This is a genomic window from Halotia branconii CENA392 (assembly GCF_029953635.1).
Taxonomy (GTDB): Bacteria; Cyanobacteriota; Cyanobacteriia; order Cyanobacteriales; family Nostocaceae; genus Halotia; species Halotia branconii.
Genome location: NZ_CP124543.1, coordinates 580,698 through 597,652 on the forward strand (window position 1 = coordinate 580,698; position 16,955 = coordinate 597,652).

Below are 16,955 nucleotides of genomic sequence, written 5' to 3' on the forward strand. Positions count from 1 at the left end.
CAATGTGTAGTAGTTCGCGAGTATAATCCCTGAAGGGTAACTTGCTAGTAGTTCCCTTAATGTGGAAGATCATGGGAATTGATTTTCAGTAAGGTTGCGTTAGAATCAGATGAAGAGAAATTTTCTGGCGCTGCATTGAATGAACTGGTTCACTACTCTGGTACTCAGGGTGCGGAAGCAAAGATATTAGAGTGTAACTTCTAGGATTTTATCCCAGACAAACAGCAGGCAGATCAAAGAACACTCTCTCTTGATAGCTATCTTGTGAACTAGTAACTAACAATAAGCTCCGTCGGCACCTCTGACTCTATGCTTTTTAAAACAACTGCTGAATACCTAATCCCTAGATGGTGAAGGTATCGCATCAAAAATCAACCACAGACGGTTGATTTATTTGCTTAAACAATATGCAGCCGTTCTGGAATAATCAGGCGTGTAAACGCAATTTCTTAGTCAATAGCTCCTTAACTTTGAGCTTGAATCCACAATATTTATTACAAGCGGCACCTTTTAGGGCTGGCAGGGGTGAGAGGCATAACAAACCCCCAAGCCAATTAGTGCTGCCAATTTTTGAGGAAATTGAATGCCAAAACAAATTATTATCGCGGAGCAGCATCAAATTGCCGCTGTCTTTTCTGAAGATCAAATACAAGAACTCGTTGTGGCCACCGGTCATCACCAAATAGGTGATATCTATTTAGGTGTAGTAGAAAATGTCTTACCTGGGATAGATGCGGCCTTTGTCAATATTGGTGATCCAGAGCGTAACGGTTTTATTCATGTGACTGACTTGGGGCCTTTGAAGCTCAAGCGTACAGCTGCCGCAATTACAGAACTATTAGCACCACAACAAAAAGTGTTGGTGCAAGTGATGAAAGAACCAACGGGAACGAAAGGCCCTAGGCTCACAGGTAATATTACTTTGCCCGGACGCTACGTAGTGCTGATGCCTTATGGTAGAGGTGTAAATTTATCCCGACGGATCAAGAATGAAAGTGAGCGTAACCGTTTACGGGCATTGGCAATTTTGGTTAAGCCGGCAGGAATGGGTTTGCTAGTGCGTACAGAAGCAGAAGGCAAACCAGAAGAAGCGATTATGGAAGATTTGGAGGTGCTGCAAAAGCAATGGGAAGCCATTCAGCAAGAAGCACACTCCACTCGTGCCCCGGCATTACTCAATCGAGATGATGACTTTATCCAGCGTGTATTACGGGATATGTATGGTGCAGATGTCAATCGGATTGTTGTGGATTCTAGTACTGGCTTGAAGCGGGTCAAGCAATATTTGCAGAATTGGAGTGGAGGTCAAACACCGCAAGGATTGTTAATTGACCATCATCGCGATCGCTCTGGAATTTTAGAGTACTTCCGCATCAATGCCGCAATTCGAGAAGCCCTCAAACCCAGGGTAGACTTGCCCTCTGGAGGTTATGTCATTATTGAGCCGACTGAGGCATTAACGGTAATTGATGTGAACTCTGGTTCTTTTACGCGATCGGCAACAGCCAGAGAAACAGTTTTATGGACTAACTGTGAAGCTGCCACGGAAATTGCCCGTCAGTTACGTCTGCGAAATGTTGCTGGGGTAATTGTTGTTGACTTCATTGATATGGAATTGCGGCGCGACCAATTGCAAGTTCTAGAGCATTTTAACAAAGCGCTGAAAGCAGACAAAGCTCGTCCCCAAATTGCCCAATTGACTGAATTGGGTTTGGTAGAACTTACCCGTAAGCGCCAAGGTCAAAATATTTACGAATTGTTCGGTGAAACATGTCCTACTTGTGGCGGTTTAGGACATATTGTGCATCTACCTGGAGAAAACGAAAACCGATTACCAACACCAGTAGAAATACCAGAGCGCTTTGTATCTCTGCCTCATAAAGAACCACGTTTACCCGCTGCTCGCATCACAGAAACACGGGAAAACTACGATGCCTTCCAAGAAGGATTTGATGGTGACTCTGACGTGAGCGCCTTGAATTTAATCAATCATCCTAGTTATCAAGAACTCGGCGATAACAACAAGCGTCGTACTCGCACTCGCCGTAGTCGGATTGGCATCAATGGGACGAACGGAAAAGATGAAACCCGGATTAATACTCATCCATTAGCTTTTGATAATGAGCCAGATTTAGACTTAGATGCTGAGGCAGAGCTAGAGTCTACACCAGATATCCCCTTACCTAATCTTGGTAAATCCGGTTGGACTGAACGGGCAGAACGTCATAAAGTTACCAAGGTAGAGCCAATTAAACCAGTGGTAGAACCACCGGAGATTAGGACTGTAGAAATGACCATTCCAGAACAGGATGTTTTTGCCTTGATGGGAGTTTCTCCTTTAGTGAAGTTAGAGCAAGAGGTCAAAAATCCTAAGTCCGTAATTATTAACATTGTTCAGCCTGGACAACTACCAAATGTGCCTGCTGAATTAGATGCAGAATCAACTGTTACTAAAACAAAAAGAGAAAGTATTGATGTAAATACGAACACATTACAAATTGAAACAAAGCAGAAATCTTTACCAGAAGATGCATTAAAGCCAGAAGAGTTTGAAGCTAACCCTGTTGGAGGTTTCACCAATACAGAGGAAACTGAAGCTAGCAGCACTTCTATAGGCAACCGTCGTCGCCGTCGTCGTTCATCTGCGCTAGACGATACATCTACCGCAGATGATAATTAATTTATTTTATGGTTGAGACACGGCATGACGCTCTTCATTCGCTAGCATCCTTAAGTGGATCAAATTGGCTGGAGTTGTCCTCTAATTTATTAGGCATTTCAGGTTTAATTGTGGGGGTGGATGAAGTCGGACGAGGTGCTTTATTTGGCCCTGTAGTAGCAGCAGCAGTGATACTACCACCTTGTGCTATATCAGAGCTAATGGCAGCTGGGATTAAAGATAGTAAAAAGTTGTCTAGTTCTCGTCGAACTCAAATGGCACAGCTAATTTCTACCCTAGCAATTGATTGGAAAATCGGTTTTGCTTCCACTGCCGAAATCGACCAAATAAACATTTTGCAAGCTACATTGTTAGCAATGAAGCGGGCTGTACTCAAACTCAAGGTACAGCCTGTAATCTGCTTGGTTGATGGCAATCAGCCAATGAAGGACTTGCCTGTACCACAACAAACAATAGTTAAGGGAGACGAGCGATCGCTTAATATTGCTGCTGCTAGTATTATGGCTAAAGTTTGGCGTGACGCTTTGGTGATGCGTCTGGCATCCAAGTACACTAAATACGACATAATACATAACAAGGGTTATGGTAGTCAAAAGCATTTGGTGGCACTGCAAGAATACGGTCCCTCACCCTTACATCGCAAGTCCTTTCGTCCTTGCCAAATTCAGTAGGGGCATGACATATACATGTACGCCCCTACAACCAATTCATTGATTACAAAAATTACTCTATGTTAAAAATTGGTAATTCACCATTTTCATCATCTAAAGCTTTTTCTTTTGTTTGCGAGATTACCCAGTGACGATAATCTGCTAGTAGTTGATGTAGCAACCGTTGTTTAATTGTCAACAACACACTCTTGAGTAAACCATTGCCAGTTGCTTCTAAAAGGGGTTTGGGAGTTAAAGAAAATGGTAGTGGCAATTCCACTTGCACTTCTAAATCGGCTTTTCCTTGTAGACGAGTACCAGTATTGAACTGATAGGGAGACAAATGTCCTTGTAAATTTAAAGCAAAGCGCTGATTAACATACTCAAAACCAAGGATTTCACAACCTACTGACCGCAAAAAAATTGTTCCATTTGATTCTGCCCAGACTTTCATGTCTACAGTAGGTTGAAGACTTAGGGACATAAAAGTCAGAGGACGCATTTTCAAACGAAATACTTCCTTTGAAAGCTGCTGAATCCGTCGACTGTCCACCAAGGTATTAACCAAACGTTGAGGCTGACGCAAGTAATGCTGGATAGGAATAGGCTGCTGTGGAACAGTAATTTCTACCGATTGGGAGGCTGTGAACTTGGTAGCCATAGTTGCAGGAAGTAATTGTTATATATCTCTATTATTCATGATTTTTTTATATTTATTAATTTTAATTGAGCAAAAATATTTATCTTGGGTTGGTTTATTTGAATAAGTAGATTTATTTATAGTTCTCATTCATCATTTAGATAGATTTAAAAATTATGTTTACTAACTTTAGAGAGATAAATTATCAATCAACCGATAGGTAATTATTTAGCTAATGGCAATTACTTTAAAACATAACTTATATCACGATTTAATCAGGCTTTACTGTTGTTGAAAAAAGTAATTTTTGAACTAAATTAATTTGACATCGCGTTAATGAAAAACCGCTATCATCTATTGCTAATACTACTATGGTTGGCTATTGGCACTTGTCTACGCTTTTGGCGTTTGACATCTCTACCTCCTTGGACTGATGAGTGTGCAACGATAGTTTTTAGCTTAGGTAATAGTTTTCATACAGTACCACTTAATCAGGTCATTAGTTCGGATGTGTTGTTACAGCCACTAAAAGCTATACCTACTGTAGGAATCAATGCAGTTATCGAGCATTTATTGCATGAAAGTACTCATCCCCCAGTCTATTTTGTATTGTCCCACTTTTGGATGAAATGGTTTTCTTCCATAGGAGAGCTAACTTCTATTTGGGCAGCGCGATCGCTCAGTGCTGTATTTGGGATAGTATCAATTCCTGCTATGTTTGGCTTTGGCTATTTAGCCTTTCGTTCCAAATTAATTGGGCAGATGGCGGCAGCAATGATGGCAGTTTCACCCTACACTATTTTCTTGGCTAGAGATGCACGTCATTACACCTTGGTAATTTTGTTAGTAATTGCTTCTCTATGTTGTTTTGTTAAAACAGTTCAAAGTCTTCATCGCCAACAATCTTTACCACTTTGGATAGTATTTGCCTGGGTAGTAAGCAATACTTTGGGGGTAGCAACCCATTACTTTTTTACTTTAACTCTTTGTGCTGAAGGCTTTGTATTATTGAGGCAAATTTGGCACAACAGAAAACAGAAAGAATCGATGCAATCTAATTTATGGCGTATCGGAATAGTTGCTGTAGGTACTCTGATGGGATGTCTTGTCTGGATACCAACTATCAAAAATATTCCTGGTAATGAACTGACAACCTGGGTAGCAAGTAGCAATCCTCATGTGAGATGGTTAGAACCAATAGGACGGCTACTACTTTGGATACTTAGTATGCTATTTTTGTTACCTTCAGCAATCACAAACTTACCCGTGGCAATTGTGATTGTTTCTGGTGTAGTCACCTTGCTATTTTTGCTTTGGAGTCTGCCTCATCTTGTAAATGGGCTAAAAATCCAGCAGCATAACCATGATACTGATCTAGCAATACAAATATTGATTGGATATGTAATTGGGGCGATCGCTTTGTGCTTATGCTTCACTTATGGTCTAGAGATGGACTTAACCTTGGCTGCTCGTTTCCAATTTATCTGTGCACCAACCATAATTTTACTATTAGGTGCTGCATTAGCAGGCTGTTGGCAGCGATTACAAAATTTCAAACTGCATCCGTTGGTAAATGGGAAAGTAGTAGTCAGTATAATTTGGCTAATGGCAATGTTTGGAGGAGTAACAGCAACTTGGAATCTAGGCTACTTGCAAAATCAACGCCCTGATCTTCTTGCAGCTGTGATCCAAAAAGCATCTCACTCCAATGTACTAATTGCCACTACTCATTTACATCATGGGCAAACCGGCAGAATGATGGGGTTAGCCTGGGAATTTTTACACCTACCTGCTCAAAATGTCCAGTTTTTCTTGGCTCACCAAGATTCAGATACACAAGATTATACCCAGGCGATACAAACGTTTGATGAACAACTTACTGAAATTCCCAGACCTTTAGATTTATGGTTAGTCGAGTTCCGGACTCAAGTTGATCTGGAATCGCAGCACTGTGTTATTGACAACCAGTACGGTAAATCTGCTGGTGAATACAGTTACAAACTTTATCATTGTGCAACATGACATATTTTATGATCTGTTGTTACCAACACTGCTATATTGAAATCAAAAAATGATCAGACATGATCTTATTGTGATCTGATTCTGTTGAAGAAGCGCTGTGGATCGCTTTTAGAGCATTGGAGGAGAAAGCTTTTCTCACAGACCGCCTAGCAGCACGGATGAATAAACATAAACAAACCCTGTCAGCAAAACCATTAACCCAAAAGGCGAAAGCTACTCGTCAGCATTCCGCCATCATTAAAGAACTGCTGATGAAAAGCAATAAGACGGAAACAAATACTTTTGGAGAAGAATAACTTTATAGTGCTTCTCGGTGCGGTAGCGAGTCCGCAAGCGTTTTACAATTTTTAATTAATAATTTTTAATTGGAGCAAAGCGACTTGACCATATCTATTGCCCATTTAGGGCCTCCTGGCACTTACGCAGAACAAGCAGCAGTTTTCTATGTTAACTGGCTAGCTGAAAATACAGGAATTGCAGCTACTTTATGCCCTTATCCTAGTATTGCTCAGTCACTCCAAGCTGTTGCGGCTGGACACACTCAATTAGCTGTTGTGCCAGTGGAAAATTCTATTGAAGGCAGTGTAACCATGACGATGGATACACTTTGGCAGTTAGAAAATCTGCAAATTCAGTTAGCTTTAGTCATGCCTATTGCTCATGCCTTAATTTCCTGTGCAACTGGTGTAGATAACATTAAAACTGTTTATTCACATCCACAAGCTTTAGCCCAATGTCAGGGGTGGTTAGAGCAGTTTCTGCCAAATGTACAGCTAATTCCTGCCAATTCTACAACTGAAGCCCTACAAAGACTAGAGCAAGAATTAACAACAGCTGCGATCGCATCTACTAGAGCAGCCCAACTTTACAATTTGCCTATACTAGCTAGTAATATTAACGACTACCCAGAAAACTGTACTCGTTTTTGGGTGGTAAGTAAGGTAGGAGCAGAGGCTATTAAACAAACATCTTCAGTTCATGCAACCCATACTTCGCTGGCTTTTAGCCTACCAGCCAATGTACCAGGAGCATTGGTTAAACTCCTACAAGTATTTGCTCAACGAGAAATTAATCTTAGCCGAATTGAGTCTCGTCCAACCAAGCGATCGCTAGGCGAATACTTGTTTTTTATTGATATAGAAGCAGATGCAAGGGAAGCACGAGTCCAATCGGCTTTAGCAGAACTAAATATTTACACAGAAGTTTTAAAAATTTTGGGCGCTTATAATGTTTTATCAATTGGCGCTATGCAGTAAGGAGTAATCAGTCAATTGTGAAAAGTTCTGACTAATGACTAATGACTCCTCATGGATTCTGATTAAAAGTATCTTTCAACACAGAACGAGCTGCTAAGTGATTACGAGTAGTAGTCAAAATTTCTGCTTCTCTTTCCAACCGAGCAATAGTATCTTGCATTTCTAATAGTGATTGTTGCTCTGCGGCTACACCATAGAGATTACTGGCTACCCAATAAGATAGCTCTGTTGGTAGATCGGGTAATTCTTCTGGCAATTCAATATTTTGTTCGGTTAACTTAGCTGAAAGACGCACGACATCCCGCAGTAGTTGTTCTACTTCAGAAGCAAAAGGTCGTAAGTCTTGACTTGGGGGCTGGTCTTCTAACCACTCTACCAAACCAACGCGGTAAGGCTTTTCCCGAACATACTCTAAGACACGAAACCTTTGCTGTCCCAAAGTCAACATTTTCATCCGGTCATCTGGCAAGCGTTGGTAATGAATGATTTCTGCACAACAACCAACGTTCGCTATCGTACCTTGAACTGGATCGACCATTAAGACCCCAAACCTGCGATCGCTTTCCAAAATCGTGTTCATCATGATTCGGTAGCGAAATTCAAAGATGTGCAGGGGTAATGGTCTAGTCGGAAAAAGAACTACTTCGGGTAACGGGAACAGAGGTAGTTCGCGGACTGCAATTTTAGAAGAGGATGTCATTGTTACCTTGGTATAAATTTAATCTTTAACAAATTTATTCTTCTCTGCTTTTCCCGTACTCTGTTTACATTCTATCATTTGTTTCCTAGGCAATAAAAAGCCCTAAAGAAATTTCTTCAGAGCTAGGTAAATATTCATACTAAAAAATTTCAGTTGTTAGTGGTCAATTGCTTTTCTGTAACTAACAACTGACCACACTTCGACTACGCGGTAGTTGAGTTTCGGCTACGCTCAACTGCCGCGCAGCGCTGCACTGAGCCTGTCGAAGTGTCGAAACTCAGTGCATCGCTGACCACTGACTAATTACAATTTGACTTCAATATCTACACCTGAGGGTAAATCAAGTTTCATCAAAGCATCAATAGTTTTAGAAGAAGGCTGATATATGTCTATAATCCGACGATGGGTACGGGTTTCAAAGTGTTCTCGCGAATCTTTATCTACGTGAGGCGATCGCAGTACGCAGTAGATTTTGCGTTTTGTTGGTAAAGGAATCGGTCCTATAGCTGTAGCGTTAGTCCGGTTAGCCGTGTCTACAATCTTCTCGCAAGATGTATCTAATAAACGACGGTCAAAAGCCTGTAAACGTATTCTAATCTTCTGCTGCTGTAGAGTTGCCATCTTTAATTTTCTAGGTTCTGATATTAAGGGTACAGGTTACGTACATAAAGCTGTAACCTGTCATTTTATTGGGAGAGGGAAGAGAAAGGAGCAGAAAGGGTTTTGTACCATCTCTACTCCTTTATTATCGGGGCAAAAAGTGCTATTTCAAGATTTTGGAGACAACACCAGCACCGATGGTACGACCACCTTCACGAATAGCGAAGCGCATTCCTTGCTCGATTGCGATCGCATTAATTAGTTCTACTGTCATTTTGATGCGATCGCCTGGCATTACCATTTCTGCTTCGCTGCCATCATCAGAAGTGAAAGCTTTGATAGTGCCAGTTACATCGGTTGTCCGCACGTAGAACTGAGGACGATAGCCAGAGAAAAATGGAGTTTTGCGACCACCTTCTTTTTCGGTCAGTACGTACACTTCACCTTCAAATTGAGTGTGAGGTGTAATCGAACCGGGTTTAGCAATTACCATACCCCGTTCAATGTCAGTTTTTTGGATACCCCGCAGTAGTACACCTGCATTATCTCCAGCCATACCTTCATCAAGACTCTTCTTAAACATCTCGATTCCAGTAACAGTGGTGTTGCGAGTATCTCTAATACCCACCAATTCCACTGTATCGCCGACTTTTACCTTACCGCGTTCAATCCGACCGGTAGCGACCGTACCCCGACCTGTGATCGAGAATACGTCTTCTACAGCCATTAGGAAGGGCTTATCAACAGCGCGATCAGGTGTGGGGATGTATGAATCTACAGCATCCATTAATGCATAGATTTTATCTACCCACTCATCTTCTCCCCGTTGTGTCTTGGCGTTAGTAGTCATTTTTTCCAGTGCTTTGAGACCGGAGCCTGTAACAATGGGGATATCGTCGCCAGGGAAATCATAGGCACTTAATAGTTCCCGGACTTCTAGTTCTACTAACTCTAGTAGTTCAGCATCATCTACCATGTCTTCTTTATTTAAGAAGACAACTAGACTAGGTACACCCACCTGCTTTGCTAACAGGATATGTTCGCGGGTTTGGGGCATGGGACCATCAGCAGCCGAAACCACAAGGATTGCACCATCCATTTGGGCAGCGCCGGTGATCATGTTTTTCACATAGTCAGCGTGTCCGGGGCAGTCTACGTGAGCATAGTGCCGATTACTGGTTTCGTACTCAACGTGGGCTGTATTGATGGTAATACCCCGCGCCTTTTCTTCGGGTGCGTTATCGATTTGATCGTAACCTCTACCAACCGCTTGACCAAGAGCCGCTAAGGTCATGGTAATAGCTGCTGTTAATGTAGTTTTACCATGATCAACGTGGCCAATAGTACCGATATTAACGTGAGGTTTATTCCTTTCAAACTTTGCGCGTGCCATGAATGCTCGTTTCCTTTTCTAATTAAGCGTTCCCTTTGCTTTTTGCAATGATTGCCTCAGCCACGTTGCGAGGCACTTCTTCGTAATGGCTAAACTCCATAGAGAAGATACCCCGACCTTGGGTCTTCGACCGGATATCAGTGGCATAACCAAACATTTCTGCTAATGGGACTTTAGCAGTTACTTTGGCAAGACCATCATCAGATCCCATGCCCTCAATTTGTCCACGACGTGAATTGAGGTCGCCCATAACATCCCCAAGGAAGTTTTCGGGAACTTCGACCTCAACTTTCATCATAGGTTCTAAGAGAGCTGGTGAGGCTTTCATTACTGCCTCTTTCATCGCCATTGAGCCAGCGATTTTGAAAGCCATTTCTGAAGAGTCTACATCGTGGTATGACCCATCAATCAGTGTTGCTTTGACATCAATCAGTGGATAACCGGCTAAAATACCCGATTCGCAGCTTTCTTTCATTCCTTGTTCTGCGGGGCCGACGTACTCTTTGGGTACGCTACCACCGACTATCTTGGAAACAAATTCAAAACCGCTACCAGGTTCTCCTGGCTCCAGATCAATAACAACGTGACCGTATTGGCCTTTACCACCACTTTGACGGATGAATTTCCCTTCTATTTTGGTGACGTGCTTACGAATTGTTTCGCGATATGCTACTTGCGGCGCACCGACATTTGCTTCCACTTTAAATTCGCGTAACATACGGTCTACCAGAATTTCCAGGTGCAGCTCTCCCATTCCGGCAATTACCGTTTGGTTGGTTTCCGGATCAACGTGGACACGAAAGGTTGGGTCTTCTTCTGAGAGAGATTGCAGAGCTTTGGAGAGCTTATCCATGTCATTCTTAGTTTTGGGTTCAACCGCCACTGAGATTACAGGCTCAGGAATAAATAGAGATTCCAGAATTACTGGCGATGCTTCATCAGTAATAGTGTCACCTGTTAAGGTGTCTTTCAATCCTAATGCTGCTCCTAAATCTCCTGCCCGCATTTCATCGACATCAAGTCGTTCATCTGCTTTCAAAATCACCAGACGAGAAATCCGTTCTTTCTTGTTCTTGGTAGCGTTGAGGACATAGCTACCTTTTTTCAGCACACCAGAATAAACGCGAACAAAGGTTAGGCGGCCATAAGGGTCAGCCATAATCTTGAATGCCAGCGCTGACAAAGGTTCGTCATCATCAGCCCGACGCTCTACAGTTTCGCCATTCGGCAGTGTGCCTTGAATTGGTGGTACTTCAGTTGGCGCAGGTAGATAATCTACAACTGCATCCAACATCAACTGTACGCCTTTGTTTTTGAATGCAGAACCACAAAGTACTGGTACAATCGTTCCCGCCGTTGTACCTTTACGCAGAGCAGAACGAATTTCCTCTTCTGTAAGTTCTTCTCCCTCGAAGTACTTATTCATCAGATTGTCATCAGTTTCCGCCACAGCTTCTATCAGCTTGGTGCGGTATTCTTTTGCTTTTTCTTGCAATTCTGCTGGAATTTCTGTTTCTTCAATATCAGTTCCTTGATCGTTGTTGTAAATATAGGCACAATTACGTACTAGATCAACGATTCCTCGGAACTCAGTTTCACTACCAATTGGTAGTTGAATGGCAATAGCATTAGCCCGCAGGCGATCGCGCATTTGCTCGTGAACTCTATAAAAGTTCGCGCCTGTACGATCCATTTTGTTAACAAAAGCGATTCGAGGCACTTTATAGCGGTCTGCTTGTCGCCACACTGTCTCTGATTGCGGTTGCACACCGCCCACAGAACAAAATACTGCGATTACACCATCCAACACGCGCATGGAACGTTCAACTTCAATTGTGAAGTCAACGTGACCTGGAGTATCGATAATGTTAATTTGATGATCTTTCCAGCTGGTACTGATAGCAGCAGCAGTAATAGTAATTCCCCTTTCCCGCTCCTGATCCATCCAGTCGGTTACGGCAGTTCCTTCATGAACTTCACCAATTTTATGAATTATGCCAGAGTAAAACAATATTCTCTCGGTTGTCGTTGTCTTGCCCGCATCTATATGCGCCGCAATACCGATATTGCGTACTCTCTCTAGCGGGATCGTACGTGCCACAGTAGCCTCCTATAGTTTTTGCCTCATGATATCTTGTATATTACTCTTTGTTAAGATTCTATACTTTTACGGAAAACCGTCTTGGTTTTTGTAAATTCGCGATATATCGCTTTTTCCCTTAGTAACGATAATGTGCGAAGGCTTTGTTGGCTTCCGCCATCCGGTGTGTTTCTTCGCGTTTACGAATTGCGTTACCGCTTTCATTGGCTGCATCCATTAACTCGTTAGCTAACTTACTGGCCATTGTGCGGCCTGGTCTCGACCGAGAAAATTGTACTAGCCAACGTAGCGCCAGAGTAGTACCCCGATCTGAACGTACTTCCATTGGTACTTGGTAGGTTGCCCCACCAACTCGGCGAGCCTTGACTTCTACTAAAGGTGTGGCATTTCGCACTGCTCTTTCAAAGGTTTCCAAAGCAGCGCTGCCGGTACGTTCTTCAATAGTTTTTAAAGCATCATAAACAATACGTGCGGCTAGAGATTTTTTCCCATGATGCATAATTCGCCGGATTATCATGCTCACAAGGCGACTGTTGTATACAGAGTCAGGCGGAACTGGCCGCCTTTGAATAACACCACGACGAGACATACTTCAACCTTTAATGCGGATTTGGCAACGAAATTATATGCTATCAGACACTGGATCTTTAGGCAGCGATCGCTGTCTAGACTTAGTTAATTTTTCTCTACAGTTGCAGCAAAGGTGAGCTATGGTCTGGCTGCTTGCAACTGGACATACAAGGCAACAGCATTTAAAAGCCTTATATTTGGGATTAAAATGCTGTAGCACTGATCGGATACTACTTAAAAATTACCTACACTTGCTCACTTAACTCAAGGGTGTAGCTGGATTTTATTGAAAAAGTCAGCACAGCTAGTTTTTGTTTCTTCGCTCACACTTTTAGAGAACGGTTAATCGCATCAATCACGATTAATCGTCTCTGTTTTATTTTGTAGCCTCTTTTGGGCGCTTCGTTCCGTACTTGGAACGTCCTTGTTTGCGGTCTTTGACTCCGGCTGTATCTAGCGTGCCACGAATAATGTGGTATCTTACGCCTGGTAAATCTTTAACCCGACCGCCACGAATCATTACCACAGAATGCTCTTGCAAGTTGTGGCCAATTCCGGGGATGTAAGCTGTGACTTCAAATCCAGAAGTAAGCCTGACTCTCGCTACTTTACGTAGAGCTGAGTTAGGTTTTTTCGGTGTAGTCGTGTATACTCTAGTACAAACACCCCGGCGTTGTGGGCATTGCTTCAGAGCTGGAGACTTGGTTTTCTGACGCGCTTTCTCGCGTTGATTATGTATGAGTTGCTGTATTGTTGGCATGAGTTACAGCGCGTGAAGCTGCTTAGTGGTCTAAGTTTTAACAAATCCTGATTATATCTTTTTTTTTAACTATATGTCAAATTATTATGTTATTTTTAAATTTTTTCTCAATCAATAGCATTTGGTGCAGTGATAGAGAAAGAATTACCACAGCCACAGGTGGCGATCGCCTGGGGATTATGGAAGCGAAAACCACCGCCTATCAAGTCTTCTGAATAATCTACGGCCAAACCGTTGACGTAATCTAAGCTTTCAGCATCTACGACTACTTGAATGCCATTCAAGTCAAAAACGCGATCGCTAATTTCTACTGTTTCATCAAAAGACATATCATAAAACCAATCGTAACAACCACCCGCTTTAACCGCTAATCTAAATAAGATATTTGGCTGTTGGTTTGACTTTAATCTTCTGATTTCATTTGCCGCTGTTTGACTTAGATTAATCATAAAACTTGTTTTGGCAATTCAAACCCCATCTTAAAAAGTATATCGCACTAAATATCCCCACCTAAAATAGGCAGGGATACTTGACGTGCTGTGATTAATTCAGATAATTTGCACAAAAAAATATTTAATTTTTAGCTCCCAATTGTAGCCCTATGAATATTATATCAGTTTTAATTTCCGGTACGGGCATAGTCGTCTTGGTAGCGGATAATATCATCTTCGCCCAAGTATTCGCCATTTTGCACTTCAATTAAAACTAAGGAAATTACGCCAGGATTCTCTAAACGATGAGATGTACACTGAGGTACATAAGTTGATTGATTATTGCCCAACAGAATTTCTTGCTCGCCACAAGTTACCCTAGCTGTACCAGAGACGACAATCCAATGTTCGCTGCGGTGGTGATGCATTTGCAGACTGAGACGGTGTCCTGGCTTAACTTCGATACGCTTGATTTTATATCCACGCCCTTCTTCCAACACAGTAAAAGAACCCCAAGGACGTAGTTCAGTTGCAGCAACGCCTCTGGCAGTGAGCGCGGTGGGTAGGGGCAGAGTGTTAATTTGTGTGGTTTCTTGATATTGAGCCATAGTTACCTCATTTAAAGACATAACAAACCGTCATTATTCTTAACAACTGATGGAAAAATCTGGCGCAATCTTGCAACCGTGAAAATCAGCAATTCAATTCCACCTTGCTAAAGATAGCAAAATCAGACTTTGTGGTGTAAAGAATTACTACTAAAACTGTCGAGTCTACATCAAGTCTTCATCCAGCAAAATGGCTGCTTGTTCTAAACTTTAAAAAATGATTGGAAATGAGAAATGGGGAATGGGGCATGGGGCATGGGGCATGGGAGATTAATTATTATTTGTTATTCTCCCCTGCTCCCTGCTCCCGTGCTCCTCTGCTCCCCTTGCTCTTCATTCATTGCTTTTGTTGTAGGAAAATCCCAATGCCGTTGTGGACACGAGCAGCGGTATTAGGAGAACGGTCGAGTAGTTGTCCTCCTAGATAAAGACTGGTAGAGCTACCACCGTCTAAATTTAGGGCATTTACACAACCTAAAAGCTTCATCAGTTGAGCATGTTCTGCCAAATTAGGGCCTGCCCCACCAGCGCGATTATGCACCGCAGCAATCATTAGTGTGCCTGTTGCAGTTGTACAAATACCGCTACGAATAGCTTTTTCGGCAATAAAAGCATCGCTAAATTTCTCGCTTTTGGCATCAAGGACAATTTGATTGTTTTGTACTAACAATGGCCCGGCTCCGACAATGTAAGGGTAACGGTTAAAGTCAGCAGGGGTAGTGTTACTAGAAATACTGACTGTAGTACCAATTGGTAACTGTGATGCAGTACTAGCAGCATTTTTGCGTAAAGTTAATAGATAGCCATCTGGGGGAATAGGAACGGCAGTTTCACTAGCTTTACCTCCTGGTAACTGTTGGATAATTTGGTTTTTGTTAATTACAAGAATAATTTCGTTGTCACTCAGGGGCGTATAACTAGCTCCCCAAGCTGGAGTGTAGCGGGCAATACCACTTTGTACGTAGCCGCTGTTGAGAAACAAAATTGGTAATTGCAGGTTGTTGGGAGCAACTAAAGTTTCTTGTAAAGTCAGACGACCGAAATAAAATTGTCCAGAATCATTCCAGGCGATCGCGCCCCGATTAAGAATAGGGCCTGATAACCATTGATTATCTCGACGAATTGCACCTAAGGGTAATTTATTATTGCGGTTAAAATAACCACCATTAATTGCCGCTGCTGCTAAGTACTGCTGTGCTGTTTGAATTAAGGGCGCAATACCTGTTAAAGTATCGGAATTTGCCCGAATAGGTTTTAATGTAATTCCAACTTTGCGGGGATTGACTTCTAACCAAACTACAGGAAAGCTTTCTGCATCTAAATTGATAAATTGTTGTCGCCAGCGTAATCCCGATGCCCAAGTAATATCCCGCGGCAGCATGGCATCGGGACGAATGTCAATCATCAGGCGATTGGGGTTAGCTACAGTGCTAATCCGGGGAGACATGCCGAAGGGAACGCTTAAATGAATGATTGTTTGGTTATTGACCACCTCTACTTGTTGAATTAATGCATCAGGATCTGGTATTGCTGGTAGTTGTTTGAGCAAATCTGGCAGTGATGGCGGCGGTGGTGGTAGGGGAGTATAGCGTTGAACTAAGAGGGGATCGGCTATTCCATCTAAGGTAACTGTCCACTCTCTATTCGGTGGCGTAGTAGATTTAGGGGTGGGAATATCGGGATCTAAGGTTGGAAGTTGAGGCTTTTTGATGGGTAAACCTTGTGAAACTTGCCAAGGAGTTGGGCGATCTAAATCTACAACAATGCGATCGCTCTGCAAAGGTGCAACGCTTTTCTCTGAGGGTTGCTGGCTTTGAAGAATATTTTTCACTTGTGCTTTAGGGATGGCAATTACCAAAATATTGCCATTGGCTTGCAGCTGCCATCCGGCTGTTTGAGCAAAATTAGTAATGTCTAAATAGCGATATCCTCCCAACAATTGGGCAGCTAAAATTGGTCGCTTAGTTGATGAAAACCAATCTATTGGTTGCCTAGCTGGATTACTGCTACTTAATAAATCTATGCCGATTAATTGTCTGAGTACTCCGTCACTGATATGAGTTTTAACTTTACCTGTGGTTAGCGATCGCTGTAACCAAGCTCCTGGTACGATACGACCATTGAGGGAAATTTGATTTCCGGCAAAAGATTGTGGAGTTTTTGCTGGAGTTGGTTTGGCGTTTGTTGGAGGCTTTTGAGCGTTTGTAGTATGGGTGCTAGATAAGCATAATACTGTGGCAATTATTGGCGGCACAATAGCCCAAAACAACCTACTTACACGCCATTTTGGCGGTTTGTTGTTGGCATTACCTTGATTAGTCAAAGCACTGTGGTCTTGTTGGCAGCAGTAATTCGGCATTTTTACCATAATTTACTAGGTATTGTTGAAAGCGATCGCCCAAAAAATAGGTTAACTAAAGTTATTGGCAAATATTAAAAAATCATGATTTAACTTTTGAATAAAAATGATATTATATATATTGGCTTATTGTCTCTCATCCAATTTAGCCAACCACTTGCGCTATAGAAACTACAGTAAGTAAC

The 16,955-nt window shown here is 42.3% G+C and carries 15 protein-coding genes; 5 read left to right on the forward strand and 10 right to left on the reverse strand.

Annotated features, from left to right (window positions below; genetic code table 11):
- Window positions 1-583: 583 nt before the first annotated feature.
- Window positions 584-2,680 (forward strand): ribonuclease E, encoded by a 2,097-nt coding sequence (gene rne, locus QI031_RS02595; RefSeq protein WP_281483670.1) that lies wholly within the window; start codon window positions 584-586, stop codon window positions 2,678-2,680.
- An 8-nt stretch (window positions 2,681-2,688) separates the two neighbouring features.
- Complete coding sequence (locus tag QI031_RS02600) at window positions 2,689-3,351, forward strand: ribonuclease HII (protein ID WP_281483671.1); 663 nt, start codon at window positions 2,689-2,691, stop codon at window positions 3,349-3,351.
- 52 nt (window positions 3,352-3,403) lie between these two features.
- Here QI031_RS02600 and QI031_RS02605 read toward each other — a convergent pair whose 3' ends face one another.
- Complete coding sequence (locus QI031_RS02605) at window positions 3,404-3,991, reverse strand: DUF1997 domain-containing protein (RefSeq protein ID WP_281483672.1); 588 nt, start codon at window positions 3,989-3,991, stop codon at window positions 3,404-3,406.
- Window positions 3,992-4,306: 315 nt separating this feature from the next.
- Here QI031_RS02605 and QI031_RS02610 point away from each other — a divergent pair, with 315 nt between their 5' ends.
- The 3 genes from QI031_RS02610 to pheA all read left to right on the forward strand — a co-directional run bounded on the left by QI031_RS02610 (window position 4,307) and on the right by pheA (window position 7,248).
- Complete coding sequence (locus QI031_RS02610) at window positions 4,307-5,992, forward strand: glycosyltransferase family 39 protein (protein WP_281483673.1); 1,686 nt, start codon at window positions 4,307-4,309, stop codon at window positions 5,990-5,992.
- Window positions 5,993-6,108: 116 nt separating this feature from the next.
- Window positions 6,109-6,288, forward strand: a complete 180-nt coding sequence (locus tag QI031_RS02615; RefSeq protein WP_281483674.1) for a hypothetical protein — start codon at window positions 6,109-6,111, stop codon at window positions 6,286-6,288.
- A gap of 84 nt (window positions 6,289-6,372) precedes the next feature.
- Window positions 6,373-7,248, forward strand: a complete 876-nt coding sequence (pheA, locus tag QI031_RS02620; RefSeq protein WP_281483675.1) for a prephenate dehydratase — start codon at window positions 6,373-6,375, stop codon at window positions 7,246-7,248.
- 49 nt (window positions 7,249-7,297) lie between these two features.
- On the opposite strand, the gene QI031_RS02625 is transcribed toward pheA, so the two are convergent.
- From QI031_RS02625 to QI031_RS02665, 9 genes are all read right to left on the reverse strand, one after another.
- Window positions 7,298-7,948 (reverse strand): LON peptidase substrate-binding domain-containing protein, encoded by a 651-nt coding sequence (locus QI031_RS02625; protein ID WP_281483676.1) that lies wholly within the window; start codon window positions 7,946-7,948, stop codon window positions 7,298-7,300.
- A 303-nt stretch (window positions 7,949-8,251) separates the two neighbouring features.
- Entirely contained in the window at window positions 8,252-8,569 is a 318-nt protein-coding gene (rpsJ, locus tag QI031_RS02630; RefSeq protein ID WP_010998474.1) for a 30S ribosomal protein S10, read from the reverse strand.
- A 142-nt stretch (window positions 8,570-8,711) separates the two neighbouring features.
- Window positions 8,712-9,941 carry an elongation factor Tu gene (tuf, locus tag QI031_RS02635; protein WP_281483677.1) on the reverse strand — a complete coding sequence of 410 codons (1,230 nt, stop codon included), beginning with the start codon at window positions 9,939-9,941 and terminating at the stop codon, window positions 8,712-8,714.
- A gap of 22 nt (window positions 9,942-9,963) precedes the next feature.
- Window positions 9,964-12,042: an elongation factor G gene (fusA, locus tag QI031_RS02640; RefSeq protein WP_281483678.1), complete on the reverse strand. Its 2,079-nt coding sequence runs from the start codon at window positions 12,040-12,042 to the stop codon at window positions 9,964-9,966.
- A 118-nt stretch (window positions 12,043-12,160) separates the two neighbouring features.
- Window positions 12,161-12,631 carry a 30S ribosomal protein S7 gene (gene rpsG / locus QI031_RS02645; RefSeq protein ID WP_281483679.1) on the reverse strand — a complete coding sequence of 157 codons (471 nt, stop codon included), beginning with the start codon at window positions 12,629-12,631 and terminating at the stop codon, window positions 12,161-12,163.
- A gap of 357 nt (window positions 12,632-12,988) precedes the next feature.
- Window positions 12,989-13,372 (reverse strand): 30S ribosomal protein S12, encoded by a 384-nt coding sequence (rpsL, locus tag QI031_RS02650; RefSeq protein WP_281483680.1) that lies wholly within the window; start codon window positions 13,370-13,372, stop codon window positions 12,989-12,991.
- Between the two features lie 107 nt (window positions 13,373-13,479).
- Complete coding sequence (locus QI031_RS02655; protein ID WP_281483681.1) at window positions 13,480-13,821, reverse strand: HesB/IscA family protein; 342 nt, start codon at window positions 13,819-13,821, stop codon at window positions 13,480-13,482.
- Between the two features lie 170 nt (window positions 13,822-13,991).
- Entirely contained in the window at window positions 13,992-14,411 is a 420-nt protein-coding gene (locus tag QI031_RS02660) for a cupin domain-containing protein (protein ID WP_281485916.1), read from the reverse strand.
- Between the two features lie 337 nt (window positions 14,412-14,748).
- Complete coding sequence (locus QI031_RS02665; RefSeq protein WP_425526003.1) at window positions 14,749-16,779, reverse strand: phosphodiester glycosidase family protein; 2,031 nt, start codon at window positions 16,777-16,779, stop codon at window positions 14,749-14,751.
- Window positions 16,780-16,955 lie beyond the last annotated feature (176 nt).

Coding starts and splice junctions, on each gene's coding strand:
- QI031_RS02605 (WP_281483672.1), bottom strand. CDS start 3,991: ATGGCTACCAAGTTCACAGCCTCCCAATCGGTAGAAATTACTGTTCCA.
- QI031_RS02625 (WP_281483676.1), bottom strand. CDS start 7,948: ATGACATCCTCTTCTAAAATTGCAGTCCGCGAACTACCTCTGTTCCCG.
- QI031_RS02660 (WP_281485916.1), bottom strand. CDS start 14,411: ATGGCTCAATATCAAGAAACCACACAAATTAACACTCTGCCCCTACCC.
- QI031_RS02665 (WP_425526003.1), bottom strand. CDS start 16,779: ATGGTAAAAATGCCGAATTACTGCTGCCAACAAGACCACAGTGCTTTG.
- QI031_RS02655 (WP_281483681.1), bottom strand. CDS start 13,821: ATGATTAATCTAAGTCAAACAGCGGCAAATGAAATCAGAAGATTAAAG.
- rpsG (WP_281483679.1), bottom strand. CDS start 12,631: ATGTCTCGTCGTGGTGTTATTCAAAGGCGGCCAGTTCCGCCTGACTCT.
- tuf (WP_281483677.1), bottom strand. CDS start 9,941: ATGGCACGCGCAAAGTTTGAAAGGAATAAACCTCACGTTAATATCGGT.
- QI031_RS02610 (WP_281483673.1), top strand. CDS start 4,307: ATGAAAAACCGCTATCATCTATTGCTAATACTACTATGGTTGGCTATT.
- QI031_RS02600 (WP_281483671.1), top strand. CDS start 2,689: ATGGTTGAGACACGGCATGACGCTCTTCATTCGCTAGCATCCTTAAGT.
- rpsJ (WP_010998474.1), bottom strand. CDS start 8,569: ATGGCAACTCTACAGCAGCAGAAGATTAGAATACGTTTACAGGCTTTT.
- rne (WP_281483670.1), top strand. CDS start 584: ATGCCAAAACAAATTATTATCGCGGAGCAGCATCAAATTGCCGCTGTC.
- rpsL (WP_281483680.1), bottom strand. CDS start 13,372: ATGCCAACAATACAGCAACTCATACATAATCAACGCGAGAAAGCGCGT.